The 25,568-nt window shown below is 58.2% G+C and carries 22 protein-coding genes; 4 read left to right on the plus strand and 18 right to left on the minus strand.

From position 1 onward, the window contains the following. Positions 1 to 4: 4 nt before the first annotated feature. The 6 genes from nqrE to R5M92_RS05910 form a co-directional block, all read right to left on the minus strand. On the minus strand, positions 5 to 622 hold the full coding sequence (gene nqrE / locus R5M92_RS05885; RefSeq protein WP_346798556.1) for an NADH:ubiquinone reductase (Na(+)-transporting) subunit E: 618 nt from the start codon (positions 620 to 622) through the stop codon (positions 5 to 7). A 1-nt stretch (position 623) separates the two neighbouring features. After that, the gene (locus R5M92_RS05890; protein WP_346798558.1) at positions 624 to 1,292 is read right to left on the minus strand and encodes an NADH:ubiquinone reductase (Na(+)-transporting) subunit D; all 669 of its coding nucleotides are present in this window, start codon (positions 1,290 to 1,292) and stop codon (positions 624 to 626) included. A gap of 2 nt (positions 1,293 to 1,294) precedes the next feature. After that, complete coding sequence (locus R5M92_RS05895) at positions 1,295 to 2,113, minus strand: Na(+)-translocating NADH-quinone reductase subunit C (protein WP_346798560.1); 819 nt, start codon at positions 2,111 to 2,113, stop codon at positions 1,295 to 1,297. Then, on the minus strand, positions 2,113 to 3,339 hold the full coding sequence (locus tag R5M92_RS05900; protein WP_346798562.1) for an NADH:ubiquinone reductase (Na(+)-transporting) subunit B: 1,227 nt from the start codon (positions 3,337 to 3,339) through the stop codon (positions 2,113 to 2,115). Before R5M92_RS05900 ends, R5M92_RS05895 begins: the two co-directional genes overlap by 1 nt. Continuing rightward, positions 3,339 to 4,691, minus strand: a complete 1,353-nt coding sequence (locus R5M92_RS05905; protein WP_346798563.1) for a Na(+)-translocating NADH-quinone reductase subunit A — start codon at positions 4,689 to 4,691, stop codon at positions 3,339 to 3,341. The genes R5M92_RS05900 and R5M92_RS05905 overlap by 1 nt, the downstream gene beginning before the upstream one ends. A gap of 329 nt (positions 4,692 to 5,020) precedes the next feature. Further along, entirely contained in the window at positions 5,021 to 6,484 is a 1,464-nt protein-coding gene (locus R5M92_RS05910; RefSeq protein WP_346798565.1) for a glyceraldehyde-3-phosphate dehydrogenase, read from the minus strand. A 214-nt stretch (positions 6,485 to 6,698) separates the two neighbouring features. Between R5M92_RS05910 and mfd the strand changes: the two genes are divergently transcribed. Further along, on the plus strand, positions 6,699 to 10,148 hold the full coding sequence (mfd, locus tag R5M92_RS05915; RefSeq protein ID WP_346798567.1) for a transcription-repair coupling factor: 3,450 nt from the start codon (positions 6,699 to 6,701) through the stop codon (positions 10,146 to 10,148). 72 nt (positions 10,149 to 10,220) lie between these two features. Then, on the plus strand, positions 10,221 to 11,393 hold the full coding sequence (locus tag R5M92_RS05920; protein WP_346798568.1) for a L,D-transpeptidase family protein: 1,173 nt from the start codon (positions 10,221 to 10,223) through the stop codon (positions 11,391 to 11,393). Between the two features lie 128 nt (positions 11,394 to 11,521). On the opposite strand, the gene R5M92_RS05925 is transcribed toward R5M92_RS05920, so the two are convergent. The 9 genes from R5M92_RS05925 to R5M92_RS05965 all read right to left on the minus strand — a co-directional run bounded on the left by R5M92_RS05925 (position 11,522) and on the right by R5M92_RS05965 (position 20,926). Continuing rightward, positions 11,522 to 11,785, minus strand: a complete 264-nt coding sequence (locus R5M92_RS05925; RefSeq protein ID WP_346798570.1) for an Lpp/OprI family alanine-zipper lipoprotein — start codon at positions 11,783 to 11,785, stop codon at positions 11,522 to 11,524. Between the two features lie 223 nt (positions 11,786 to 12,008). Beyond that, positions 12,009 to 12,644 carry a L,D-transpeptidase gene (locus R5M92_RS05930; protein ID WP_346798571.1) on the minus strand — a complete coding sequence of 212 codons (636 nt, stop codon included), beginning with the start codon at positions 12,642 to 12,644 and terminating at the stop codon, positions 12,009 to 12,011. Between the two features lie 109 nt (positions 12,645 to 12,753). Continuing rightward, the gene (locus R5M92_RS05935) at positions 12,754 to 13,182 is read right to left on the minus strand and encodes a hypothetical protein (RefSeq protein ID WP_346798573.1); all 429 of its coding nucleotides are present in this window, start codon (positions 13,180 to 13,182) and stop codon (positions 12,754 to 12,756) included. Between the two features lie 24 nt (positions 13,183 to 13,206). Beyond that, complete coding sequence (locus R5M92_RS05940; RefSeq protein WP_346798574.1) at positions 13,207 to 13,689, minus strand: 2-hydroxyacyl-CoA dehydratase; 483 nt, start codon at positions 13,687 to 13,689, stop codon at positions 13,207 to 13,209. A 243-nt stretch (positions 13,690 to 13,932) separates the two neighbouring features. Further along, a complete protein-coding gene (locus tag R5M92_RS05945; RefSeq protein WP_346798575.1) occupies positions 13,933 to 14,394 on the minus strand; it encodes a DUF6586 family protein in 462 nt (153 codons plus the stop codon). After that, the gene (gene topA, locus R5M92_RS05950) at positions 14,391 to 17,018 is read right to left on the minus strand and encodes a type I DNA topoisomerase (RefSeq protein WP_346798577.1); all 2,628 of its coding nucleotides are present in this window, start codon (positions 17,016 to 17,018) and stop codon (positions 14,391 to 14,393) included. The genes R5M92_RS05945 and topA overlap by 4 nt, the downstream gene beginning before the upstream one ends. Before the next feature lie 274 nt (positions 17,019 to 17,292). Further along, positions 17,293 to 19,809: a DUF3141 domain-containing protein gene (locus tag R5M92_RS05955; RefSeq protein WP_417339065.1), complete on the minus strand. Its 2,517-nt coding sequence runs from the start codon at positions 19,807 to 19,809 to the stop codon at positions 17,293 to 17,295. Between the two features lie 17 nt (positions 19,810 to 19,826). Further along, positions 19,827 to 19,982, minus strand: coding sequence for a hypothetical protein (locus R5M92_RS05960; protein WP_346798578.1), 156 nt, complete (start codon positions 19,980 to 19,982; stop codon positions 19,827 to 19,829). After that, complete coding sequence (locus tag R5M92_RS05965) at positions 19,979 to 20,926, minus strand: hypothetical protein (protein ID WP_346798579.1); 948 nt, start codon at positions 20,924 to 20,926, stop codon at positions 19,979 to 19,981. Before R5M92_RS05965 ends, R5M92_RS05960 begins: the two co-directional genes overlap by 4 nt. 105 nt (positions 20,927 to 21,031) lie before the next feature. Between R5M92_RS05965 and R5M92_RS05970 the strand changes: the two genes are divergently transcribed. After that, a complete protein-coding gene (locus tag R5M92_RS05970) occupies positions 21,032 to 22,018 on the plus strand; it encodes a LysR family transcriptional regulator (protein ID WP_346798580.1) in 987 nt (328 codons plus the stop codon). Between the two features lie 175 nt (positions 22,019 to 22,193). Next, positions 22,194 to 23,261, plus strand: a complete 1,068-nt coding sequence (gene lipA, locus R5M92_RS05975) for a lipoyl synthase (protein WP_346798582.1) — start codon at positions 22,194 to 22,196, stop codon at positions 23,259 to 23,261. 55 nt (positions 23,262 to 23,316) lie between these two features. Here the strand turns inward: lipA and lipB are convergent, their stop codons facing one another. The 3 genes from lipB to R5M92_RS05990 all read right to left on the minus strand — a co-directional run bounded on the left by lipB (position 23,317) and on the right by R5M92_RS05990 (position 25,522). Continuing rightward, a complete protein-coding gene (gene lipB, locus R5M92_RS05980; RefSeq protein WP_346798584.1) occupies positions 23,317 to 23,991 on the minus strand; it encodes a lipoyl(octanoyl) transferase LipB in 675 nt (224 codons plus the stop codon). Further along, the gene (locus R5M92_RS05985; RefSeq protein ID WP_346798585.1) at positions 23,991 to 24,305 is read right to left on the minus strand and encodes a DUF493 domain-containing protein; all 315 of its coding nucleotides are present in this window, start codon (positions 24,303 to 24,305) and stop codon (positions 23,991 to 23,993) included. Before R5M92_RS05985 ends, lipB begins: the two co-directional genes overlap by 1 nt. 71 nt (positions 24,306 to 24,376) lie before the next feature. Beyond that, entirely contained in the window at positions 24,377 to 25,522 is a 1,146-nt protein-coding gene (locus R5M92_RS05990; protein ID WP_346799266.1) for a D-alanyl-D-alanine carboxypeptidase family protein, read from the minus strand. Positions 25,523 to 25,568: the final 46 nt, after the last annotated feature.

A 25,568-nucleotide genomic window follows, 5' to 3' on the forward strand; every position in this document is an offset into this window, starting at 1 on the left:
TGTCTTAGAGCTGGATGCCGGAGAAGGACATGAAGCCCAGTGACATCAGACCCACGGTGATGAAGGTAATGCCCAGCCCCTGGAGACCGGCGGGCACATCACTGTACTTCAGCTTTTCGCGGATACCCGCCAGTGCGGTGATCGCCAGAGCCCAGCCCGTGCCGGCACCGAAACCGTACACCACGGCTTCCCCGAAGTTGTAGCTACGTTCCACCATGAACAGTACGCCACCGAGGATAGCGCAGTTCACCGTGATCAACGGCAAGAACACACCCAGGGCGTTGTAAAGCGCAGGAACGTACTTGTCGAGGAACATCTCCATGATCTGCACCAGTGCCGCGATGACACCGATATAGCTGAGAAGCCCAAGGAAGGACAGGTCGATGTTTTCCGCGCCTTCGATTCCCGTCCAGGTCAGCGCCCCTTCGTCCAGCAGATAGGTCAAGACGAGGTTGTTGACCGGTACGGTAACCGTGAGTACCACGATGACCGCGATGCCCAGGCCGAAAGCCGACGAGACCTTCTTGGAAACCGCCAGAAAGGTACACATGCCGAGGAAGAACGCCAAGGCCATGTTCTCGACGAAGACCGAAGCAACGAAAAGGCTTATATAGTGTTCCATGTTACACAGCCTCCTTCGGCTTGGTGTTTTCCTTCATCTCGAACTCGCTGGCTTCAATCTGCTCGGTATCCAGCGAGCGCATCACCCAGATCAACAGGCCGATGATGAAGAACGCGGAGGGCGGCAACAGCAGCAGCCCGTTCGGCAAGTACCAGCCACCGTCCTGAACGGTCGGCAGCAAGGTGAAGCCAAATACGCTACCCGCGCCCAGCAATTCGCGGAAGAAACCGACCACCAGCAGGATAAAACCATAGCCAAGGCCGTTACCCACACCGTCGAGAAACGACATGCTGGGCGTATTGGACATGGCGAAGCCTTCGGCGCGTCCCATGACGATACAGTTGGTAATGATCAACCCGACGAAAACCGACAACTGCTTGGACATTTCGTAGGCGAACGCCTTGAGTACCTGGTCAACCACGATAACCAGGGAGGCGATGATCGTCATTTGCACGATGATACGAATCGCGGACGGAATGTGGTTCCGAATCAATGAGACGAACAGGCTGGAGAATGCCGTGACGAAAATAACCGCCAGCGCCATGACCAGCGATACACTCATGCTCGTGGTTACCGCCAAGGCCGAGCAGATACCCAGTATCTGCAAGGCGATGGGGTTATTCCTGAAGATTGGCGTTGTCAAAACGCCTTTTGCGGTTGCGTCTGCCATGATCAGGCTCCTTCAACGTCGTCGAAGTCGGTAGTGGTATCCTGAGCATCTTCCTGGTCAGCGCCGCTACGGAACGTGGCCAGATACTCACCGAAACCTTCCTCACTCAACCAGAACTGGAGCATATTGGTTACGCCGTTACTGGTCAGTGTCGCGCCAGATAACGCATCAACTTCGTGCTCGCTGCTGGCGCCGCCCTTGGTCAAGTGTATCGCTGGGTTCAGGCTGCCCTCTTCGTCATAGATTTCCTTGCCTTCCCACTGGGCTTGCCAGCGCGGGTTGTTGACTTCCGCACCCAGCCCCGGCGTTTCGCTATGCTCGTAGTAGGTGATGCCGACGATGGTATTGCCGTCGCCTTCCACTGAGAGGAAGCCACGCATCAAGCCCCAAAGGCCCTGACCGCGGATAGGCAGGATGATCTGCTCGGGATCGTCCGGATTGCCTACCAGATAAACCGTGGCGTAGTTTTCCACCCGAGTCAGGCCGGCGATATCACGGTCACCGGAGAGCGTCCGGCCAGTGGCGGGATCGCGCGAAGCTTGGAAGTGGTCGAAGGTTTCCGGATCGAATTCGTCGGTGTAGCTGCCGTCGCGCATATCCACCACGCGCGGAGTCACTTCCGCGAAAGCTGCCTCGACATCCATGCCCGGCTCATACAGATCGGCCACGCTGAGGATATTGGTCTTGCGATCCAGCTCTTCGTTGAGTTGCTGCAAGGGGCGCAGGGCCACGGCAGCCGTCGAGACAATGACGGAACACACGATACACAGTGCGAACGCCACTATCAGGATCTTCTTGATGGAGTTATTGCTCTGTGCCATCAGGCAGTCTCCTCGGCCGGAGCACCAGTGCGTTTCACACGGCGCTTGATATTGGCCTGGACAAAGATGTGATCGATGAGCGGAGCAAACAGGTTAGCAAACAGAATTGCCAACATGATGCCTTCCGGGAAGGCCGGGTTGACGACTCGAATCAATACGGTCATCACGCCGATCAAGGCGCCAAATATCAAGCGTCCCTGATTGGTCATGGATGCCGACACCGGGTCGGTCGCCATGAACACCGTGCCAAAGGCAAAGCCACCCACCACAAGATGCCAATACCACGGCATCGCGAACATGGAGTTGGTCTCGGAGCCGATCAGGTTGAATAGCGCACTGGTCGCCACCATCCCGAGGAATACCCCCAGCATGATCCGCCACGAGGCAATTCGCGTCCATAGCAGCACCGCCGCACCGATGAGGATCGCCAGGGTGGAAACCTCACCAACGGAGCCGGGAAGAAAGCCAATGAAGGCATCCCACCAGGTGTACTGGGAGGTCAGCGCGGACATGCCATCCTGGAATGCCAGCGATAGGGGCGTTGCCCCAGTATAGCCATCCGCCGCCACCCATACCTCATCACCGGAAATCTGTGCCGGGTAGGCGAAGTAAAGGAAAGCACGACCGGTCAATGCCGGGTTGAGGAAGTTCTTGCCGGTACCGCCGAAGATCTCCTTGCCGATCACCACCCCGAAGGTGATACCCAGCGCGACTTGCCAGAGGGGAATCGTCGCCGGCAGGATCAAGGCGTAGAGCACTGATGTCACGAAGAAACCTTCGTTGACTTCATGGCCACGCTTGATGGCGAACAGCACCTCCCAGAAGCCACCCACGACAAAGGTGACCAGATAAATCGGCAGGAAGTAGGTCGCACCGAGCACGAAGTTCGACCAATGGCTACCGGGATCGTGGCTACCGGCCAGAGTCATCATGATGGCTTCGCGCCATCCCTCCATGGAGGCGTAACCCTGATCGATGGCCATGTTGGATTGCCAGCCCGCCGCCCACATACCGAAGAACATCGCCGGGAAAGTACATAGCCAGACGGTGATCATGATGCGCTTCAGGTCAATCCCGTCGCGCACATGCGCGGTTGTCTTGGCCACGCTGGGTGGAGAGTAGAAAATCGTGTCCACCGCTTCATAAAGTGGGTAGAGCTTTTCGTACTTGCCACCTTTATGGAAGTGCGGCTCGATGCTATCGAGTGTCTGTCTAATACCCATCATCAGGCCTCTTTCTCGATCATGGTGAGATTGTCACGCAGGATGGGACCGTATTCATACTTGCCAGGGCATACATAAGTACACAGGGCAAGATCCTCTTCATCCAGCTCCAGACACCCAAGTTGCATGGCAACTTCGATATCTCCCACGATCAATGTGCGAAGCAGCTGTGTCGGCAGGATATCCAGCGGCATAACCGTTTCATAAGAACCCACCGGCACCATGGCACGCTCGGAACCATTGGTGGAGGTGGTCGGCGCGTAATTGTGCAGCCCCTTGATACGGGACATGTAGATGCCCAGTACCGAATGACGGTCGCTACCCAAGGATAGCCATCCCATGAAAGAACGCTTGTTACCTTCTTCCAGCAAGCTGAACTGGTTATGGTAACGTCCCAGATAGGTAAGCGCCCCTTCAGCGGCAAACCCGGAAAACACCGAGCCGGAAATAACCCGTGTATCTTCTGGTTTGATGACTTCGCCGGACAGCAGTTCCTCGGTACTGGCACCCAGACGGGTACGCACGAGACGCGGTTTTTCCGCCCGAGGCCCACCGATGGCGACTACGCGACGAGTCTCCAGCGTGCCTTCGGCAAACAGCTTACCGAATGCGATCACGTCCTGATAACCGATGTGCCATACCTTGCGATGCAGGGCTACCGGAGAGAGATAATGGATATGCGTTCCCGCCAGGCCCGCAGGATGCGGCCCCGAGAAGCGCTCCATCTGCACACCCGCCACATCGGTCCCAGGCAGCTCGGCCACGGCTCCGGTACACAGGTAGACTTTCCCTTGGGTCAGACGGCCCAGTACTTTCAACCCGTCTTCAAACGCTTCAGCGCTTTCGTTGATGACCAGCGTCGGATCGGCACTCAGCGGGTGAGTATCGATAGCGGTGACGAAGATATCCGCCGGTTCGCTGTCGATGGCCGGGGTGCGTGAAAAGGGCCGAGTACGTAGAGCCGTCCACAGTCCGGACTCCACCAACTGGTCCACGACAACTTGCCGCTCCAGGCTCTCCAGAGCCTGACGTCCATGAGAAGTGAAGGCTACCGCCTCTTCTTCGTTTTCATCGACCTTGATGACCACAGACAACAACTTACGCTTTTCGCCACGGTTAATAGCGACAACTTCACCACCGGCAGGAGAGGTAAAGCGCACCCCGTCTATTTTCTTGTCGGTGAAGAGTAGCTGGCCTAGTTTGACCTTATCCCCTTCCTGAACTTCCATGGTCGGCTTCATGCCGACGTAGTCAGTACCCAGGATTGCCACGTGGCGCACAGGCCGCGCATCTTCAATACGCTGCTCGGGCGCTCCCGTGATGGGGAGATCCAGGCCTTTTTTGACTTCGATCATAGTCTCGCCCAGTTGATGGATCGGATATACGAAGGTAAGGGGTTCGAATGCTTATTTTCTGTTCAGTGACTTCATGTTTGCTGTTCAGATTATTACCAGTCAGGCCCAAGCGGCGCTTGAACCACCCCGAAAAATCCACCGTATTATAAAGATAAGCGCGACCGATGACCACATCCCCCAGGGTCGCCAAAAGTGCTATATACGCTTAAATACCTTTTTTAAAACCATTATTCAGCCAATAAAAAACGCATGCCCGGAGAGGGCATGCGTCAATGGCAGACACGACAGCCGGCTACGGCGTTTTCTGCCCGACCGTCATTGCATCCGGCTTACCCGGCGGTAGCGGGAAACTTGAGAAAATTGACATTAGACATCTGCTGCAGAATACGCACCACCTGGCAGCTATAACCGAATTCGTTGTCATACCACACATACAGAACTGCGTTCTTGCCGTTGGCGATGGTCGCCTTGGCATCGACGATTCCGGCATGACGATTGCCGACGAAATCAGACGACACCACTTCGCCCGAATCGACGAAATCGATCTGCTTCTGATAGGCGGAATCGATCGACATGCGGCGCAGATAGTCGTTCAACGCGTCGACATCGGTCCCCTTCTCCAGCGTCAGGTTCAGAATCGCCATGGAGACATTGGGAATGGGCACACGAATGGCATTGCCCGTCAACTTGCCTTCGAGCTCGGGAAGGGCCTTGGCCGCCGCCTTGGCAGCACCGGTCTCGGTCAGCACCATGTTCAATGCCGCGCTACGCCCGCGACGGTCGCCCTTGTGGTAGTTATCGATCAGATTCTGGTCGTTGGTGTACGCGTGTACCGTCTCGACATGCCCGGTGACCACGCCATACTCGTCGTTGAGGACCTTGAGTACCGGCACGATGGCATTGGTAGTACATGACGCCGCTGAAATAATCTTGTCTTCTGCGGTGACATCGCCATGGTTGATGCCGAAGACGATATTCTTGATATCGCCCTTACCCGGGGCCGTCAGCAACGCCTTGGAAACGCCACGACATTCAAGATGCTGGCCCAGGCCAGCCTCGTCACGCCAGATACCGGTGTTGTCCACCACCACGGCGTTGTCGATGCCATAGGAGGTGTAGTCGATTTCGCTGGGGGAATCGGCATAGATGACCTGAACCACGTTGCCGTTGATGTTCAGGGTGCGCGCCTCCACATCAATGGTGATGGAGCCGTCGAAAGGCCCATGCACGGAATCGCGACGCAACAGACTCGCCCGTTTCTCGAGATCCTTGGCAATATCCCCACGGCCACGCACCACGATAGCGCGCAAGCGAAGCAAGTTGCCACCGCCCGCCTTCTCAACCAGAACGCGAGCCACCAGGCGACCGATACGACCAAACCCGTACAGCACCACATCCTTCGGTTCACCAGTGCTGGCGCCAGCCTGATAGCCATCCACGATCGAGCTCAGCTGGTCACGGACGAATGCAACGACATCGTCTCCGCCCTGCTTCTTGAACATCACGGCCAGCTTGCCGACATCGACATGGGCCGGCCCCAGGCTTAGCTCGCTCATTGCCTGAACGATGGGGTAGGTGTCCTGAACCGAAAGCTCGGTTCCCTCGACCTTGCGCACGAAACGGTGATCCTTGAGGATACGGATGACCGACCGATTGATCAGCGAACGTCCGAACATGGTGGCGACGACATTGTTCTGACGATAGAGACGTCCCAATAGGGGGATCATCTGCTCGGCCAGCGCCTCGTTGCTTTGCCATTCCTGAAAAACGTTATCGAGAGTTTGCTGACTCACGTGCGGCCTCATTGGTAGGGGAAAAAATTTCAACCTGTCTATTATCCCGCTCCTATACACGAGCCGCAATCGCTTGTTGGTCGCACCTGGTGTAGGGGTATTACAGAAATCGCATTTCGACTACATGAGTCTCCCCGGCGCTACGCGCCTGATCAAAGACGCCGGATCGTGTATCATCAAAACTCCGTTTTCGCGCAAGCCGATACTATTTCTCATGCCGACTTTCTCCTTGCTCGCACCGCCGGAACCCAACGGCACACGTGACACCTTGTTCTGGCACGCCCCGCCGGGGAGCGCCACGGCATTGGGTCTGGCCCGGGCCGCCGAAGCCGCCCCCTTGCTGGTTGTCACGCCGGATACCGCTGCTGCCCAACGTCTCGAACAGGATCTGGCCTTCTATACCCAGGTGACGGTACTCCCCTTTCCCGACTGGGAGACACTGCCCTACGATAGCTTCTCGCCTCACCAGGATATCGTCTCGGCACGCCTGCGCACGCTGCGCCTGTTGCAGGATGGGGTTAAAGGCATCGTGCTGGTCCCGATCACCACACTGTTGCAACGCCTGCCGCCGGTGGAGTACATCGCCGGGCGCGTCATGAGCCTGAAAGTCGGCGCTAAGCTCAACCGCGAGGCCTTTCGCGAGGCGCTTTCGCGCGCGGGGTATCGCGCCGTGGAAACCGTCTACGAGCCGGGCGAGTATGCGTTGCGCGGCGCCTTGATCGATCTGTTTCCCATGGGCAGCGAGAACCCACTGCGTATCGACCTGTTTGACGATGACATCGATACGCTGCGCTACTTCGATCCCGACACCCAGCGCTCCGACCGCAAGATCGAGGCTATCGAGCTGCTCCCCGCTCACGAATACTCGCTTTCACGTTCCGCCATTGCCTGCTTCCGCGAAGGTTTCGAGACCCTGTTCGACGTCGATCCACGCCAGTGCCCGTTGTACAACGATGCCATCAAGGGCATTCCTTCACCCGGACTGGAGCAGTATCTGCCGCTATTTTTCGAACACACCGCCTCGCTGTTCGATCATGTGCGCCCCGATACTCACGTGGCGCTTCTACCCGGGGTGCGCGATGCCGCCGAACAGCACTGGGCGGCTATCGAAAGCCGTTATATCAACCTCGGCGTCGACCCGACTCGTCCGCTGCTGCCACCTCACCGCGCCTTCATTCCAGTCAATGAAGTCTTTGCCGCCGTCAAGCAGCTTCCTCGCATCGAGCTGACTCTCGATAGCGAACAACGCCATGCGTGGACTCCTACCGCTCATGCCCCACCCGAGGTAGCTGTCAACGCCCGGGCCAAGGCTCCACTTGCCGCGTTGTCCACTTTTCTTGATGAGCACCCTCGGACTCGCGTGCTATTTGTGGCGGAATCACGGGGGCGTCGTGAGGCGCTGGAAGAAACCCTGGCGCCCTTGCGTCTAAAGCTCGCCTATGTCGACTCGTTCCAGCATTTTCTCGAAACCGATTCGCCCCATGCGGTCACCCAGGGCAGCATCGACACGGGGCTATGGCTGGAATCGCCCGATCTCGCCGTCATCAGCGAAACCGAGCTGTACGGCGACGTCGTTCGCCAAAGTCGACGCCGGGAAAAAGCCACGGGTGATAACGAATTCGCTGTGCGCCATCTCACGGAACTGCGCCCCGGCTCGCCGGTTGTTCATCAGGCTCACGGTGTGGGGCGCTACCTTGGCCTCGAAACACTTGCCGCCGGTGGTCAGGCAGCGGAATTCCTCGCCCTCGAGTACGCCGACGGAGCCAAACTATACGTGCCGGTGGATAGCCTCCACCTTATTTCACGCTACGCCGGAGCCGATGACGAGCACGCGCCCTTGCACAGGCTCGGTACCGAACAGTGGGAGAAGGCTCGCAAGAAAGCGGCAGAGAAGATACGCGACACCGCTGCCGAGTTGCTGGATATCTATGCGCGCCGGGAAGCTCAGCAAGGCACGGTGTACAACGAGCCCGACGACGAATATGCGCGTTTCGCCGCCAGTTTCCCCTTCGAAGAGACCCCCGACCAGCAAGCCGCCATCGAAGCGGTCATCGCCGACATGACCTCCCCCCAGCCCATGGATCGGGTCGTTTGCGGTGATGTCGGTTTCGGCAAGACCGAAGTGGCCATGCGGGCCGCGTTCCTCGCCGTGCAGTCGGGCCGCCAGGTCGTGGTTCTGGTGCCCACCACTCTATTGGCGAGGCAGCATTTCGAGAATTTCCGCGACCGCTTTGCCGACACTGCCGTCAATTTGGAGCTCGTTTCACGCTTTACCGGTGGCAAGGATATGACCAAGGCCCAAGAGCGCATCAGTTCGGGCCAGGCGGATATCGTCATCGGCACGCACAAGCTGCTGTCCCAGCGCATGGCGCTGCCCAAGATGGGCCTGCTTATCATCGACGAGGAACATCGCTTCGGGGTGAATCAGAAAGAGAAACTGAAAAGTCTGAGGGCTGAGATCGATATTCTCACGCTTACCGCCACTCCCATTCCCCGCACCCTGAACATGGCCATGAGCGGCATTCGCGATCTATCGATCATCGCCACCCCTCCGGCACGGCGGCTTTCGGTCAAGACGTTCGTCCAGCAGCGCAACGATGCCGTCATCAAGGAAGCATTGCTGAGGGAAATCCTGCGGGGCGGGCAAGTCTATTTCCTTCATAATGAAGTCAAGACCATCGAGACCGCTGCGGAGAAGGTTCGCGACCTGATCCCCGAAGCCCGGGTTGCCGTGGCCCATGGCCAGTTGCCCGAGCGCTCCCTGGAGCGGGTCATGTCGGATTTCTACCATCGCCGCTTCAATGTGCTGGTGTGCTCGACGATCATCGAGACCGGGATCGACGTTCCCAGCGCCAATACCATTCTCATCGAACGCGCGGACAAGTTCGGCCTGGCCCAGCTCCATCAGTTACGCGGCCGGGTGGGACGCAGCCACCACCAGGCATACGCTTACCTTTTGACCCCGCCGCCCAAGGCGATGACCCGCGATGCGGTAAAGCGCCTCGAAGCCATCAGCGCGTCAGATGATCTGGGCGCGGGTTTCACCCTGGCAAGCCATGACATGGAGATTCGGGGCGCCGGCGAGCTGCTGGGGGACGAGCAGAGCGGCCAGATGGAAACCATTGGCTACACCCTCTACATGCAGATGCTGGACCGCGCAGTCAAGGCGATACGTGCCGGCAAGACTCCCAACATCAATACGCCGCTATCGGATGGTGTCGAAATCAGCCTCAATCTCCCCGCGTTGATTCCCGACGACTATATCCATGATGTTCAGCAGCGCCTGGTAATGTACAAGCGCATTGCCGGAGCGGAAGACGCGGCCCAGCTCAAGGAGCTGCAAGTAGAGCTGATCGACCGCTTCGGCCTGCTGCCCGAACCGGTCAAGATCCTGCTACGCCAGACCAGGCTACGCCAGCGTGCCGAGCAATTGGGGATCGCCAGGCTGGAAGCGGGCGCGACCCGTGGGAGGGTCATGTTCGAACCCCAGACCCAGGTGGACCCGCTTACCCTGGTGACACTTATCCAGCAAGCCCCGCACCAGTACCGCCTGGATGGTGCCGACATGCTACGTTTTGAAATGCCGATGGAAACATCCGAAGCACGCTTTGAAAGCGTGGAAACCTTGCTCGACAAGCTCAATCAAAAAGTGGCGGTCGCCTGACCCTTGGGGCAAACTGACCGACAGCTGTAGTGGGCTCATGCCGCTACAAGACCGACTGCGATGGGAAGACATATGAATAGATCCGACTTTATCAGCTCCATGCGCCCCATCACCCTAGCGGTGATGCTAGCCGTGGGCGTGGGTAGCAGCTCTACCGTGCTTGCCGAAGAAATGGCTGGGCCAAGCGAAGCATCCTCCGCCGAGACCGCTGGCGACGAAGGCATAGAAAGCACCGGCACGCTGGATGAAGTCAGCGATGAGGCCGTTGAAAGCGCCTCCCAGGTGATGTCTCCCAACGGGTTGCCTCGCGGCAACTTCCATCTATCCGAGGATAGCGACGTCATCGGGCAACACTATACTGTGACGGTAAAGGGTGAGAAGGAGACACTGATCGATATCGCCCGGCGGCATAATATCGGCTACGAAGAGATCCGCATGGCCAATCCGGATGTCAGCCTGTGGGTACCCGGCAAAGGCACCGAAGTGGTGATCCCTGCCCAATATCTGCTTCCGCCTGGCCCGCGCGAAGGGGTGGTGGTCAATCTGTCTGAGTTACGCCTGTACTATTATCCCGCTGACAAGCCCGGCATCGTCGAGACATACCCGGTCAGCGTCGGTCGTGAAGAGTTTGCCACCCCCCGGGGCAAGACCAAGACCACCATCAAGGTCAAGGATCCCGCCTGGTCACCGCCAGCCTCCATGCGCCGCGAGGCAGCCGAGCGCGGCGACCCCCCCCCGGCCATTGTACCGCCAGGCCCCGAAAACCCTCTCGGCCGGCATGCCATCCTGCTGGATATTTCGGGCTACCTGATCCATGGCACCAATCGGCCAGACGGTGTGGGAATGCGCGTCAGCCGTGGCTGCATCCGCATGTACCCGGAAGACATAGAGTCCCTCTACGAACGACTGCCCAGCGGCACACAAGTAAACCTGATCGACGCCCCCTTCAAGGCTGGCTGGTCGGAAGATGGCGAGCTATACGGTCAGTCCTTCCCTCAGCTGGAAGAGAACCAGGGTAATTTCGAGCCGATCATTAATGCTCTGGATACTCTTGCCCAGGCTACAGAAGATGCCAATGTGGACGTGGACTACGCACGGGTACGCCGCATGGTCGAGCACCCCGATGGCAGCATCGTGGCCTTGGCGAACCATGGCGAGGCACATCAGGAGAGCCCCCCAGAAGCCGAGGACGAAGAAGGACTGTACTCAGATCTCGAAGTCAGCGCTCTCGTAATCGAGCAGTGATGACGCAGTAATTCTATGCTGCGGTAGATGTAGCGAGTGATTCTCGACCAAAAGAAAAACCCCGCCGTGGCGGGGTTTTTCATGCTTCAGCAACCGCATACCGTATGGCAAGCGGCGCCATGCAGAAATTACTTCTGCATGGAGCGCTGGAACATACGGTTCATTTCTTCACGGTTCTGGTCGGAACCCTGCAGAGCGGCTTGCGCATCACGCTGAGCCTGGTTAGCAGTGTTCAGAGCCTGAGAAGCCATGCTACGTGCTTCAGCGGCATCAGCCTGAGCGGATTCTGCAGTCATGCGAACTTCTTCCAGCGCGCTGGTAGAAGCACAACCAGCCAGGATAGCCAGTGAAGCGGCAGCGGCAGAGATCTTCAGGGTAGTCTTCAGAGTCATAATGTTCTCCTTGAGTCTTCCTTGGTGCTACGTTAAAGGTACGACAAAAATAGGTTAGAATTTCAAACCGATATTGTCTACCTGCGGTGCAGGTTCGTTGCAGCGACTTGTGCCGCGAAGCACAGAATCAAACGCTGTTTTATTACAGACAACAGCGCTTGTCCATAGCTAAGTCTTCCAAATCCCATGTTTCGAACCTCGAACATCCTTGCTTGGCCACAGCTTAGCGGATCACGACGCGAGTGCCAACATCGACCAACTCCACCAGACGGTCGATCTGGGCGTTGGTCACGGCAACACAGCCTTGAGTCCAGTGATATTGAGCATGTACATCCGGATCAGCCCCGCCGAGCCCATGGATGCCGATCGCCCCGCCTAGTACGGTATCCTGAGGCGGCGAGCCGTGCAGGCGATAATGACGGAAATATTCATCGTAATCCCGCTCGGAATAGAGCCCGTCACGCAATGCCATCCGTGCATGAGCGGGAGTAGGATAGTCGATACCGATGAACACCCGCCACTGGCTTTCATGGTTGAAGCGATTGACCCGAAACTCTCCCAATGGAGTCACATTGTCTCCCCTGGTACGCTGAGTCTTGGCCCCACCACGACCTAGGGAGATCGGCGAGAACCGCTCCTGCAGCCTACTGCCGCGATATACGCTGAGACTCGCCTCCCTATCATCCACCAGCACCCAGAGCTCCTCGGCATGCTTGGGCACGGGAGCCCGAGTCAGAAGCGTTTCGATAAGGTCGGGTTCAGGCGCAGCAACGGGAGTCAACTCCTGCGTATTGGCTCGCGCCATGACGGGAAGACTCAGTGCCATGGCAATGAAACGGCGGCGATTCAAACGTGTCATGATAACTCTCGGGCATGTCGGCAAGGTGGCGAGACTATCTTCATTTCAGGCGCTGTTATACCGTATCCAGCCCATCTCTGTCAGTGTCCAGGACACATTCTCGTCTGCATCAGGCCTCGTGGCGCTCCACGGTAAATGGGTTCATCAACAGGCGTTTCTTTCCCATCACATGCACCACCGTCTGATCAAAGGGGAAAGTATCCACGTATCGTCGATTGAGTGGAGGCTTGTGAGCGTATACCAGAGCGGCTTCCAGCCTCTCGCAATTGGCCAGACTGCAAAGGGCTGCGCTGAACCACAGCTCCTCTCCTTCCTTGAGTCTGTCACGCCATTTCGCCTTGTCTTCATGATGCATGATGGCATGGCGAAGATTTCTGTGGTGCCCGATGAACAGCAACGATTTCACATCCATCTCGCCACTGGACGTGTCCTCAGCAGCGCTGAAAACGCAATAAACACCGGAATCGTCAGGTATGTCCTGCAGATCATCTTCGGTGAAATATCCCAACATCTCTGGAGAAAGCATCATTTCTGACATAGACCCTCCTGGAAATAGCGCAAATCAAATGTCTTCAAGTTCCTCGAGACTAGCCGCAATACGCCGCATTTCGGCTTCGTGCCCTTCCGCCAAGGAGTTGAAGAATTCCTTTTCGGGATTGACGTTGGCCCGCAAGGCACGGTGTTGATAAAGATCCCGAAGGGCACGGTGTTCCGTCAATGCCGTCTCGGTAATCGCTTCCATGTTGTCATAATTCGCCGTCTCGGCAATGCGTTCGAGCTCCGGCGGATGGGGGAAGTCCCCTACTTCGTCGAACCAGGTTTCTAGCACTTGGGTGTGGTCGGAGCCGTCATGAAAAATATCTTCCAGCCCCGTCTGCATGCGAAGCTCCCGGTTGGCAAGATACTCCAGCGCCATTTTCACCCTGTCGCTGGAAGCCTCCTCGGCCGCATCACTATATTGCTTGGCCATGCGGGCATGATAGTCCATCGCCCATTCCACCAAGTCCTTGACTTGGTTATAGCGCTTTGATTTTTCCTTGTGCATTGCTCACTCCTTATTCCAAAAGCGTCAAAGGTGACTGAAACAACACAGGTTTTTATACAACATAGTAAAACCTTGGATAATTACCATACGTCTTTTCGTCATGGGTTCTAACCCCGAATGCTGATTTCCCGACATAGATAGTCAGGGATGCAAAACAGGATCTTCAAAAAATGAAACAGAGGGACAGGGCGACGCCTGAGGCATCGCGCAACAATCAACTTGGGAAAATTGAAATAAAAAGCGTTACCACTCCTGGCTAGTTTCTCTCAGGGTGACTATCTCCTGCTTTGCCTGTGCCAGAGACGAAAGCAGCGCCTGGCCGAGAGATACCGAGTTCCCCACCGCGATCACGCCGGGGTTGGCACTGGGGCGGCGGGCCGCGCCATCGTTTGTGTGCAGAGCATTGAACCGAGCTATCCACCAGCCCAGCCAGCTGTCGGGTTGGGCGGCGATATCACGCAAGCGCTGCAGCTCCGCTACTTGATGGCCATCGGTAGCGAGCAGTTCACGCCAATCATGTGAAGCAAGTCGGGCATGTTCGGTCACTTCGCGCAGAAGCGATTCGAGAGCCAGTTCGCAGAGCGCCAACGCGCCTTCTTCATGAGCCATCTGGCGCGGTATGGCCTGCTCGTCCGTGCCCGGCTCCTGCTCCAGCAACAGTTGAGCCTGATAGAGCAACTGATTGGTTCGACCCTGTGGTGTCACTTGCGCTTGTCCTCCACATGCCATTTGCCGCCTTCGAATGTTGCCTTCCAGCCGGTCGCCTTCCCGTTTTCGTCGGTCATCACATACTGCTCCTTGTTCTTGCGGGAGAAGCGTATCTGGGCCGGACGACCATCGGGATCTTCGTTAGGGGCCGTCAGCAGGAAATGGTATTTTTCCGGTAATTCATCGGCATGGGCCTGCAACTCCTTGACCAGCGGCGGACGTGTCTCGCGGTTCTTGGGGAATTTGCTGGCCGCCAGAAACAAGCCGCTGGCACCGTCACGCAGTACATAGTGGTCCTCCACCTTCTGGCAAGCCAGTTCGGGCATCGGAATCGGTTCCATCTTCGGTGGAGCCACCTCGCCGCTTCTCAGCAGCTTGCGCGTGTTCTTGCACTCACTATTGGTACAGCCGAAATACTTGCCGAAGCGGCCGGTCTTCAGCTGCATTTCACTGCCGCATTTATCGCACTCGATGACCGGACCGTCGTAGCCCTTGATCTTGAACTTGCCCTTTTCGATTTCGTAGCCGCTGCAATCGGGGCTGTTGCCGCAGATGTGCAACTTGCGGTTCTCGTCGATCAGGTAGCTGTCCATGGCTGTGCCACACTTGGGGCAGCGGCGCTTGGCGCGCAGGGCATCGGTTTCCGCTTCCTCGCCGGCATCGGCGGCCACCGCTTCTTCCCCAGGGATCAGATCGATCGTGGTCTTGCAGCGCTCCTTGGGCGGCAGGTTATAGCCACTGCAACCCAGGAAGACACCAGTCGATGCGGTACGAATCTGCATCTTGCGCCCGCAGGCCGGACAGTCGATATCGGTGGGTACCGGCTGGTTGGGACGCATGCCGTCTTCACTTTCCGCTTCCGCCAATTCCTCGCGGAATTCACCATAAAAGGCATCCAGCAACGCGCGCCAGTTGCGCTCGCCTTCCGCCACCTCATCCAGGCTATCCTCCATGCGCGCGGTAAAGGAGTAATCCATCAGGTCGGGGAACGACTCCTTCAGCCGTTCGGTGACGATATCGCCAAGCTTTTCGGCGTAGAAGCGCCGGTTCTCTAGCTTCACGTAGCCACGATCCTGGATAGTGGAAATGATCGAGGCATAGGTGGACGGACGGCCGATCCCCTGTTTTTCCAGCTCCTTCACCAGGTTGGCCTCGGTATACCGCGGCGCCGGCTTGGTGAAGTGCTGCTGGGGGTCCAGAGCTTCAAGCAGCATGGGCGTACCTTCGGCCAGATCCGGCAGAGCCTGGTCCTCGTTCTTGCCGCCCGGTTTCATTACACGGGTATAACCGTCGAACTTGAGCACGCGACCCTTGGCCTTGAGCTCATAACCCTGTACTTCCACGGTAAGGGTACTAGCGAGATACTCCGCCGGTGTCATCTGGCAGGCCAGAAACTGACGCCAAATCAATTCGTAAAGGCGTTCGGCATCACGCTCCATGCCGGCCAGGTCCGTCGCCTTGCGGGTAACTTCCGACGGTCGTATCGCCTCGTGAGCCTCCTGGGCGCCCTCCTTGGAGGAGTAGCGAATCGGCGCGTCCGGCAGGTAACGCTCGCCGAATTCACTGGCGATATAGTCTCGCGCACTCTCGACGGCATCCTTGGAAAGATTGGTCGAGTCGGTACGCATGTAAGTAATGTAGCCGGCTTCATAAAGGCGCTGAGCCATGGTCATGGTCTTCTTGACCGAAAAACCCAGGCGACCGCTGGCGGCCTGCTGCAATGTCGAGGTGATGAATGGCGCATTGGGACGCGACTTGGTCGGCTTGTCTTCACGTCGCGTGATTGCCAGCGGAGCCGTCTTGAGCGGTGCGATGCGCGACAGGGTATCGACCTCGGAAGTAGGCCGGAACGCCTTGCCATCCTGGCGCACCAAAGCAAACCTCACCGCCTCGCCAGCCTCGGTCACCAAGTCGGCATGAACGTCCCAGAACTCCTCGGGGATAAATGCGCGTATCTCGCGCTCGCGCTCGACGATCAGGCGCACCGCCACCGACTGCACCCGGCCCGCACTCAAACCACGGGCAATTTTTGCCCACAGCAGTGGTGATAGCATGAAACCGACCACACGATCGAGAAAACGGCGTGCCTGCTGGGCCTCTACGCGAGTGATATTGAGCGTTCCGGGTGCCTTGAAGGCGTCCTGAATAGCATTCTTGGTGATCTCGTTGAACACGACTCGCTTGTAACGTTCCTCGTCTCCACCGATGGTCTCGCGAAGGTGCCAGGCGATGGCCTCCCCTTCGCGGTCCAGATCGGTTGCGAGATAGACGGCGTCAGCTTTCGCGGCCAGCTTCTGCAGTTCGGCAACCACCTTTTCCTTGCCGGGAAGTATTTCGTAGTGGGCTTCCCAGCCATTGTTCGGATCGATGCCCATCCGACGGATCAGCTGATCCTGGGATTTGCGCTTCTTGTATTCCGCCTTCTCCTCCGCCGACATCTTGCGTGTCGCTGCGGCCTGGCGAGCGCGCTCCTTGGGATCGGAGGCTGCCTTGCCCGAGCCGCTGGTCGGTAGGTCACGGATATGACCCACGCTCGACTTCACGATGAAATCGTTGCCGAGATACTTGTTGATCGTCTTCGCCTTGGCGGGCGACTCGACGATGACCAGTGACTTGCCCATAGTGCTCCACTTTTTTGGTGCGCTGGTCACGGGGCCAGCAACTTGAGATGGTTCCGCCTCTCGTGGGGTCAAGAGTTGCGGCTGAAAAATGCGCCTACCCTACCCCAGGCCAATGCCAAGCGCCAGTCACTGCGCTTTACTTCGACCTTACGCCTAGACACTAGCGTGGCCCATTCTTTACAGCAACGTTTACAGCAACTCTTGAAAAACGCACCGGCCATTCATGAAAAAAACGCCCTTCAATAGGAAGGGCGTCTTGACAGGGATGATCTTACTAGCGCTTACGATTGGGCCGCTTGCGCTGAGCGGACTTCGTGGTTGCCTTTGGCTCCGTCTTGACGGGGGTATCTGGCGCTGCGTTATCCTCATCGTTACCAACCGCCTTGCCGTCGTCCTTAGGCACTGCCTTGGGGGTGACGGGGGCTGCACTATTGTTATCGTCGCCAGCCGGCTTGGCAGCAGTCTTGGCCGTCTCGGCGCTATTGGCTGACGTCACAGCTGACGTCTTGCCCTGTTCCGTCTTGCCAGCGGCGCTCGGCGCCTCTGCCTTTACTTTCACCGCCTCTGGGCGGGCCTGGTCAAACAGCGCCTTGATCTGGTCGAGTCGTTCGGCGGCATGGGGAGAAAGTTCTCCACTGGCCGCCAACACGTGCTCCAGGTGGCGCAGATGCTCATCGATCTCCTCATTGGACCGGTCCTTGAGCAGAATCGGCAAGGTATTCAACGCCTTTTCTCGGTCCAGCTTGAGGATGAAGAACTGCTCCCTGACTAGATGCTTGAAATCGCATAAACGGGTACTGGGTTCAAGCTCGGCACGGGACGCCCGCAGGCGTTTGAAATTACGCTCGTCAGTCGCGGGAGCACCACCGAGCACGTAGATCATCGAACGCATGACCGCTTCATGGTGGCTTCCCTCGGCAATCTTCTCACGCAGCTCCGCCTGGCGGTTCTCGATGAAACGGCGGTGCTCTGGCTCGGCCCCGGGGCGGCGGCGATGAACGTGGGCATCGCCATACAGGCCGACGGCGGCTTGCAGCAGCGGCTGGCCGAAGGTATCGAGAAATACCCGCTCAATGAGGCTGTCGCGCAAATCGCGGAACGCATCGAGGTTGCTGACGATCTGGTCCGAAGCGATGGTCTCCATGGCTTTGAACAGATTATCGTCATCGACCGGATGGCGGTTTTCACGGATGGCATCTGCCATTACCGGCAGCGGGACGGATAGCGGGTTACGATCGGACAATAGTTTGTAGCCGAGTCGAATCGGATGCATGCGGCGCATCCAGCGAGCCGACTCCGGAGTGATCGTTGCCTGTATCCACGGCTGCAGGTAAAGGCGATAAAAACCCAGATTGATTTCGGACAAGCGAGCGACCGTGGCGAAACGTCGGTCGTCTTCGGGCTTGTGTTGCACTTCGTTATCGAGCTCATCGAAGTTGCGTGGAGAGAATTCCAGCAGGTAATCGCGCTCGACGAGTTCCGACTCTTCCTGGTCTTCGGCCCGGCTTATCGTAGTTTCGTAAAGCCCGGGCGGCATGACATCGATATAGTCCATGTTCGCCGTGAACTCGGTGTGCTCCTTGCGCGAGACACTGCCGGATACGAAGATGCCCAGGTGCCCGGTAGTGTCGTGCAGACAATAGATGATCGTCTGTTCGTTGGCGATGATATCCTCTTCGCCTTCATACAGGTCACGAATCCACCCAAGAGCCTGGGGTGGGGGTGTGATGTCGTCTCCCCGGGAGCAGAACACGACGACGGGCGAGCGTACATTGCGCAGGTCGATGCGGCGACCGTCCCGCGTCACCAGTTGCGCGGTGGAAAGCCGGTTGCCCACGAACAGGTTATCGACGATATACTGAATTTCCTCGCCACCCAGCACCACATGACCGCCCCACCAGCGCTCGAATTCCAGGTAGCGTCCGGCTTCAGTGTCGACGTTATCGTACAGGTGGTACTGTTTTTTCCAGTAGGTATTGGCCGGGTTGAGGCGTTCGAAGTTCTGCACCAGCCAGGCCCCATCGAAGAGGCCGTTGCCCATGTCGCTGGTCAATGCGGTGATCCAGCTGCCTCCCGTAATCCCACCGGTATAGCGCATCGGCGCCTTGCCGCGCTCGCCTGCCCAGTAGGAGAGCGGTGCGCCGGCAATCAGGATGGGGCCGAATACATCCGGCTCCAGAGCCGCCGCCATCATCACCTGCCAGCCCGCCTGACAATTGCCCACCACCATGGGTTTTTCCGAGGTTTCGGGATGACGCTCGATCACATGGCGGACAAAAGCGATTTCGGCCTCGACTACATCCTCGACCGTCTGTCCCGGCTCGGGAAACGGCAGGAATCCAATGAAATAACAGGGATGCCCCGCGCGCAACGCGACGCCCAGTTCGCTGTCCGGCTTGAAACCGCCGATTCCTGGACCATGCCCGGCGCGGGGGTCAACCACCACGAAGGGTCGCTTTTGCAGGTCGATCTCGACCCCTTCCGGCGGCAGAACACGGAGCAATTCGTAGTTGACCGGCCGCGGGAGCGTTCGTCCATCGAGGAGTTCCTCGGTTTCGAACCCAAGCACACTGGGTTTGGTCTGCTCCATGTGTTCGAGATACTGGTTGCCACGCTCTCGCATCACATCCAGGTAGAGCACACTTCGCTCGATGCTGTCCCGCCAGTAATCAAAGGCCGCCCTGCCAAAGCCGAAAGGGTCCATCAGCGTCATGGCCTGGGAAGGAAGTGTCGTGGCCGAGGCTTTACCCGTCAGCCCCGGCTTGAACAAGCTAGGGGTAAGGAAATTCATTGAATGTCTCCCATGGGTCATGCGAACGGACCTGACCCGAATCGCTCTTGCTGCAATGCAATATAGCTCAGGATACACTCTTGGCCAGCACTGTGCAGCATTTCAGCAATTTTAAACTGGCGCTTTTTTAGACTGACACCGCCGTCGGTCAATAGCGGCGTGAAGGCGTTCATGCTTTGCGTGTCGCCTTGTGTTGCAAGCACGTCAAGGCGCGGCGCTGGCGCCGTTCAAGTGCCTTGAGCGAGACCGCCGTCAAGGTCAAGAGCCCTTCATGACAGTTAGGCGGGGCATCCCAGCGTATTCCGGGGCCACCATCCAGCCCTTCCGGCGCCCACGGCAGCGAGATACGGTGAGTACGGGCGACAAGAGAAGATCGGAGATGCCGGGGGGCGATTTCAAGAGGCCGGCCTCTTGCCGCCTGAATCTGCTCGATAACCAGATCAAGGCCGGTGAGCGCCTCGCCCAGGGCCACTTCCAATCCCAGCCCCCCCGTCATCACCACGAAGCCCATACGGTTGCCGCTCACCGAAAAATGAACCGTGACGGCGGAACGAACGTCGAGTTCGGTCACGCAGGTAACCGCCAACTGCCAGAGATAACGCCGCTGCTCGGGAGTCAAAAGCGGGCTGGGGGCAAGCCAAGAACCGAGACAGTAACTCTGTACGGCATCGTTTTCGAGCAGTGTCGGCTGATAGTCGAACAACGCCATGGCATGGCCCTGGGCATCAGCGATGACCGCTACTGCGAGGTTGGCCGAACCCGGCGCGGCTAGCGGCACGCCGATTTCTCTTACCAGCTGACGAAGCGCGCTACCATCCAGCATCGCTTCCAGCAAGACGGCCCGCGGGGCGGCGACGCTCAGACCGTAGCGCTCGCATTCTCGAACCAGCGCCAATTGCGAGGCGGTATCCCGTGCGCCCGGCAAGATCAGGATGGAGGGGTTATCCTCTTGCTTGCGCAGTTCGGCATGCCAGGCGTCCGCTATCGACGATGCAGGGTCGACCGCTTTATGAATCAAACCAAGCTCATCGCAGGCCTGCTGCCAACGCCTTGCCGCAATACCGCAAGCGGCTATCAGCACATCCGGGCTATCCTCGTGATCAGTGTGATGCTCCATCGATCGGTGCTCCCTAGCGACATGTAATAAGAGGGGCAAAACGTTGTTGAAATACGCTTATGAAAACAGTGATAGCATGAAGGCATGTGCCGGCGGAGAAATTCCATGACGACCCCCTCGTTGCTCAATCGCTTGACCTTTCGCCAACTTCAGGTATTTCAGACGGTTTACCGGCAACACTCGTATTCGCGCGCCGCAGAGCAGCTCGGCCTGACCCAGCCCGCCGTGAGCGCCCAGATCCGCCAACTCGAACAGGCCCTGGGCCAGCCTCTGTTCAAATATGCGGGCAAGACGCTGCACATCCTGCCGGCCGCAGACACCCTAGCCAAGTCCACCAAGGAGATCTTCGGCCAGTTATCGCGCCTGCAGATGAACCTGAGTGACATGGCCGGGACGATATCCGGGGAACTCAATCTGGCGGCAGTATCCTCGGCACAATACGTGGTGCCTTACCTGCTGGCTCGCTTCAGGTCGCGCTATCCCAATGTCCAAGTCCGCCTGAAGGTGTGCAATCGCAGCCAGGCCCTGGAACGCTTGGCCGAGCACAAGGATGATCTCGTCATCATGGCAATGGTGCCGGAAGACGAAAACCTGGTATTCATGCCCATCCTCGATAATGAGCTGATCGCCGTAGTCTGGCCGGAACATCCGCTACTGCATTCGCAAGCTCCCACCCTGTCCGACTTTGCTCAGCACTATGTGCTCTCTCGCGAGCCAGGGTCGGGGGTGCGTAACGCCTTCGAACAGACCGCCGCCGCGCAGGGGCTCAAGCTCCCTCACTGTATCGAGCTAGGTACCAACGAGGCCATCAAGCAAGGCGTGATGGCGCATCTTGGCGTTGCGGTCCTGCCGCGCATGGCTGTACAGCTGGAACTCGAACAAGGCTTGCTGAAGGAGCTCGCTCTGCCGGATTTTCCATTGCGTCGCTCATGGTGCACGGTCTATTCACGGGAACACTTTCCTACGCCCGTCGCGGAGCTATTTCTGCGTTTCGTGCGTGAACATCTCACCGATCACCAGGCGCACTTCCAGGCCGCCCCAAGCCCCCTTCCCGGCCACGGCGTGGCCTGCTTGCCCTCTTTGCCGGACTAGGCTTTCCGCTTGAGGCTTCTGTCCAGTCAAGTCACAAATATGATACATTTGTCGCAGCTATATCCGTATCATTCGGCAAGTCATCAGGGATAGGCTATTTCCGCGTAACCTAGGGGAAAACGACTCCCATCCCTAGCATGGCTTTGCTCGCCGCAGAGTAGAGAGGCTCACAGCTATGAGCGACAACACCTCACCACGCGTGCCCAGCGGAGAAAAATTCCGCAACGAACATGGCATGGCGGTGATCAAGGATGGCATCAAGCAGCGCAAACAGGCCGAGACGGACCCTGCCCCGGCAAACCCCACCCTGGAACGCAAGCCCAAATGGTTACGCGCCCAGATCCCTGGTGGTGAACGCTTCGAGGCGGTGAAGAAGAATGTCAGCCAGCATCGCTTGAGCACTGTCTGCGCCGAATCTCATTGTCCCAACATGGGAGAGTGCTGGAGCAACGGGACCGCCACCATCATGCTGATGGGTTCGGTATGTACCCGTGCCTGTCGCTTCTGCGCCGTCGATACCGGCAACCCCAAGGGATGGCTGGATCACGAGGAGCCGCAGAACACGGCGAAATCCGTCGAGTTGATGGGGCTGCGCTATATCGTGCTGACCTCGGTCGACCGCGACGACCTGCCCGATGGCGGTGCCGGGCACTATGCCGATTGTATTCGCTCGATCAAGACCTTGACGCCACACGTGGTGGTCGAAGCGCTGACCCCCGACTTCGATGGTGAAAAATCGGCTATTGAGCGTGTGGTCGATTCGGGGCTGGAAGTCTTCGCCCAGAATGTGGAAACCGTCGAGCGGCTGACCAGCAAGGTCCGTGACCCCCGCGCCGGCTACCGCAAGACGCTGGACGTCCTCGCTCATGCCAAGCAGCATCGCCCTGAAGTAATCACCAAGACCAGTATCATGCTGGGCCTGGGCGAGACAGACGAGGAAATCTTGCAGACCTTCGATGACCTGCGGGACATCGGCGTCGATATAGTCACCCTGGGTCAGTACCTGCGGCCAACCAAGAATCACCTGGCGGTCGAGCGCTGGGTCTCTCCCGAGGAGTTCGAGCGCTATCGTCAGCTGGGCCTGGAAAAAGGCTTCATGGAAGTGCCTGCCGGGCCTCTGGTGCGCTCCAGTTATCGCGCCGACAGGGTATTCGAAAAGAACAATCTGGGCCTGGCATCACCGGCGGACGTACCCGGACAGGCCCCGGATATCAATCGCATTCCGGTCAAGAACGTGGGCTGAACAAACAGACGCCCTTGTTCTTGCGTCCCAAAATGCCTTTGACGCCCCGCCCGGTTCAAGCCGTCGCGGGGCGTATTGCTTGTTCAGGCGATAGATCACGCCCCAACTCGCCTGCCAGACAATGGGCAAGACGCAGTGCAACCTGGTCAAAATCCACCGTTCCTTCCACCCGGTCGGCCAGGCGCGTCATCGCCATCCCTGCATAGCCGCACGGGTTGATACGGTCGAATGGGGACAGGTCGCCGTTCACGTTCAAGGCCACCCCATGGAAACTGGCTCCGCGGCGGATACGCAGGCCGAGTGAAGCGATCTTGGCCTCGCCAATATACACACCCGGAGCATCGGGGCGCGCCCTGGCGTCAACGCTGTATTCGCTCAATACCTTGATTACCGCGTTTTCCAGAGCACTGACCAGGTCCCTGACGCCCAACCGCGCCCGGCGCACATCGAGCAATGGGTACAACACCACCTGGCCTGGCCCATGGTAGGTCACCTGGCCGCCGCGATCCGTCTGCACCACCGGAATGTCTCCCGGCATCAGCAGATGTTCGGGCTTGCCCGCCTGGCCCTGGGTGAAAACGGGATGGTGCTCCACCAGCCAGAACTGATCCTGGGTATCGGCATCGCGCGTATCCGTCAACTCCCGCATGGCCTCCCACACCGGCCGATAGTGCTGCAGCCCCAGAGTGTGTAGGGCGATGGGCGGCAAGGGAGACGTAGAGGGACTCATCACACCACCATGTGGACGCGACCGGTTGCCTTGAGATCGACGAACAACTGCTGTAGCTGCGCCTCGCCCGTGGCGGTGATGGTGATCCGAACCGACTGGAAACGTCCATTGCGGCTGTCGATGACCTGCAAGCCGGCCGCATCGAAATCGGGGTCATGCTGCACGACGACCTGGCAAACCGTGGCGGCAAAATCCTCCGCGGCGTCCCCTACCACCTTGATGGGGTAATCGCAGGGAAAGGTGATTTTCGCGGCTTCATCCGCCCGACTAGTCTCTGAAGGCTGGCGTAGATCGCGGATACCGGTGTTTTTCATGGAGCACCTGTGCCTATAACCAAGTATTTTAGTCGGGTTATTATACGTAAGTCTTTCCCCAACTCCCAATCTCAGTCAAGAAAATTGCCGAGCAGGTCGCTAAAGAACCGGCGCACATGATCGAACATGCGCTTGAAAAACCCGCCCTCCTCGATATCTTCCAGCGCAACCAGGGGCCTTTCACCCACGACCTCCTCGCCCATGTGAACCTCGAGAGTACCGACTTCCTCACCCACGCTGATCGGCGCAGTGAGATCTGAACGAATATCCAGACGCGCCGTCAGTTCTTCATTGCGGTTGCGAGGCAGGGTCATGTGAACCGCTTCATCCACACCGACACGCACTTCATTGCTGCTGCCGCCCCAGATTCGGGGGGTGGTCAGCACCGCACCCCGCTCATAGAGATTCAGCGTTTCATAATAGCGAAAGCCGTAGCTCAATAACTTCTGGGTTTCCTGCGCCCGGGCCTCTTCCGAACTGGTGCCCATTACCACCGAGATCAGACGCATGCCATCGCGCTTGGCCGATGCCACCAGGCCGTAGCCCGCTTCCTCGGTCCATCCCGTTTTCAGCCCATCCACCGTCGGGTCGCGCCAGAGAAGTCGATTACGATTGGGCTGGCTGATTTCGCCGAAGGTGAAGTTGCGCTGGGAGTAGATTGCGTAGTGTTCCGGATAATCATTGATAATGTGCTGGGAGAGCAGCGCCATGTCCCGTGCCGAGGAGTAGTGGTTTTCGCCCGGCAAGCCGGTGGGATTGACGAAATTGGTGTTGTGCATGCCCAGGCGTGTCGCGTGCTGATTCATCAGGTCGGCGAAAGGCGCCTCGCCTCCCGCCAGGTGTTCAGCCATGGCGACACTGGCATCGTTACCCGAGACAATGATGATCCCGTGCAACAGATCATCTAGCTGAACCTGAGTACCGACTTCGATAAACATCTTGGAGCCGCCGGTACGCCAGGCATGCTCGCTGATGTTTATCATGTCGTCCAGGTTGATGGTGCCTCTATCCAGCTCACGCTCGATAAGATAGGCAGTCATGAGCTTGGTCAGACTGGCGGGAGGCAACCTTTCATCAGCGTTGTGCTCTACCAGGACTCGCCCGCTGTCGGCATCCATGAGAATCCAGGCGCTGGCCGCCAACTGCGGCGGATTGGGAATCATGGTCTGCGGCTGGGGAATCACCTGGGCCCAGGCGGTGGACAAGGTCAATAGCATGCCCAGCAACCAAGGCATCGGACGTAACCGAGTGAAGAGATGCAGC

The sequence above is a fragment of the Halomonas sp. Bachu 37 genome, assembly GCF_039691755.1.
Taxonomy (GTDB): Bacteria; Pseudomonadota; Gammaproteobacteria; order Pseudomonadales; family Halomonadaceae; genus Vreelandella; species Vreelandella kashgarensis.

Excerpts from the sequence above, each read along its gene's own strand:
- R5M92_RS05890 (WP_346798558.1), bottom strand. The coding sequence starts at position 1,292 with ATGGCAGACGCAACCGCAAAAGGCGTTTTGACAACGCCAATCTTCAGG.
- R5M92_RS05960 (WP_346798578.1), bottom strand. The coding sequence starts at position 19,982 with ATGAACGCCTTCACGCCGCTATTGACCGACGGCGGTGTCAGTCTAAAA.
- nqrE (WP_346798556.1), bottom strand. The coding sequence starts at position 622 with ATGGAACACTATATAAGCCTTTTCGTTGCTTCGGTCTTCGTCGAGAAC.
- R5M92_RS05990 (WP_346799266.1), bottom strand. The coding sequence starts at position 25,522 with ATGCTATTGACCTTGTCCACCGCCTGGGCCCAGGTGATTCCCCAGCCG.
- R5M92_RS05955 (WP_417339065.1), bottom strand. The coding sequence starts at position 19,809 with ATGAATTTCCTTACCCCTAGCTTGTTCAAGCCGGGGCTGACGGGTAAA.
- R5M92_RS05985 (WP_346798585.1), bottom strand. The coding sequence starts at position 24,305 with ATGAAAAACACCGGTATCCGCGATCTACGCCAGCCTTCAGAGACTAGT.
- R5M92_RS05930 (WP_346798571.1), bottom strand. The coding sequence starts at position 12,644 with ATGACACGTTTGAATCGCCGCCGTTTCATTGCCATGGCACTGAGTCTT.
- lipB (WP_346798584.1), bottom strand. The coding sequence starts at position 23,991 with ATGAGTCCCTCTACGTCTCCCTTGCCGCCCATCGCCCTACACACTCTG.
- R5M92_RS05965 (WP_346798579.1), bottom strand. The coding sequence starts at position 20,926 with ATGGAGCATCACACTGATCACGAGGATAGCCCGGATGTGCTGATAGCC.
- R5M92_RS05925 (WP_346798570.1), bottom strand. The coding sequence starts at position 11,785 with ATGACTCTGAAGACTACCCTGAAGATCTCTGCCGCTGCCGCTTCACTG.
- lipA (WP_346798582.1), top strand. The coding sequence starts at position 22,194 with ATGAGCGACAACACCTCACCACGCGTGCCCAGCGGAGAAAAATTCCGC.
- R5M92_RS05895 (WP_346798560.1), bottom strand. The coding sequence starts at position 2,113 with ATGGCACAGAGCAATAACTCCATCAAGAAGATCCTGATAGTGGCGTTC.
- R5M92_RS05935 (WP_346798573.1), bottom strand. The coding sequence starts at position 13,182 with ATGTCAGAAATGATGCTTTCTCCAGAGATGTTGGGATATTTCACCGAA.
- topA (WP_346798577.1), bottom strand. The coding sequence starts at position 17,018 with ATGGGCAAGTCACTGGTCATCGTCGAGTCGCCCGCCAAGGCGAAGACG.
- mfd (WP_346798567.1), top strand. The coding sequence starts at position 6,699 with ATGCCGACTTTCTCCTTGCTCGCACCGCCGGAACCCAACGGCACACGT.
- R5M92_RS05970 (WP_346798580.1), top strand. The coding sequence starts at position 21,032 with ATGACGACCCCCTCGTTGCTCAATCGCTTGACCTTTCGCCAACTTCAG.
- R5M92_RS05900 (WP_346798562.1), bottom strand. The coding sequence starts at position 3,339 with ATGATGGGTATTAGACAGACACTCGATAGCATCGAGCCGCACTTCCAT.
- R5M92_RS05940 (WP_346798574.1), bottom strand. The coding sequence starts at position 13,689 with ATGCACAAGGAAAAATCAAAGCGCTATAACCAAGTCAAGGACTTGGTG.
- R5M92_RS05905 (WP_346798563.1), bottom strand. The coding sequence starts at position 4,691 with ATGATCGAAGTCAAAAAAGGCCTGGATCTCCCCATCACGGGAGCGCCC.
- R5M92_RS05920 (WP_346798568.1), top strand. The coding sequence starts at position 10,221 with ATGAATAGATCCGACTTTATCAGCTCCATGCGCCCCATCACCCTAGCG.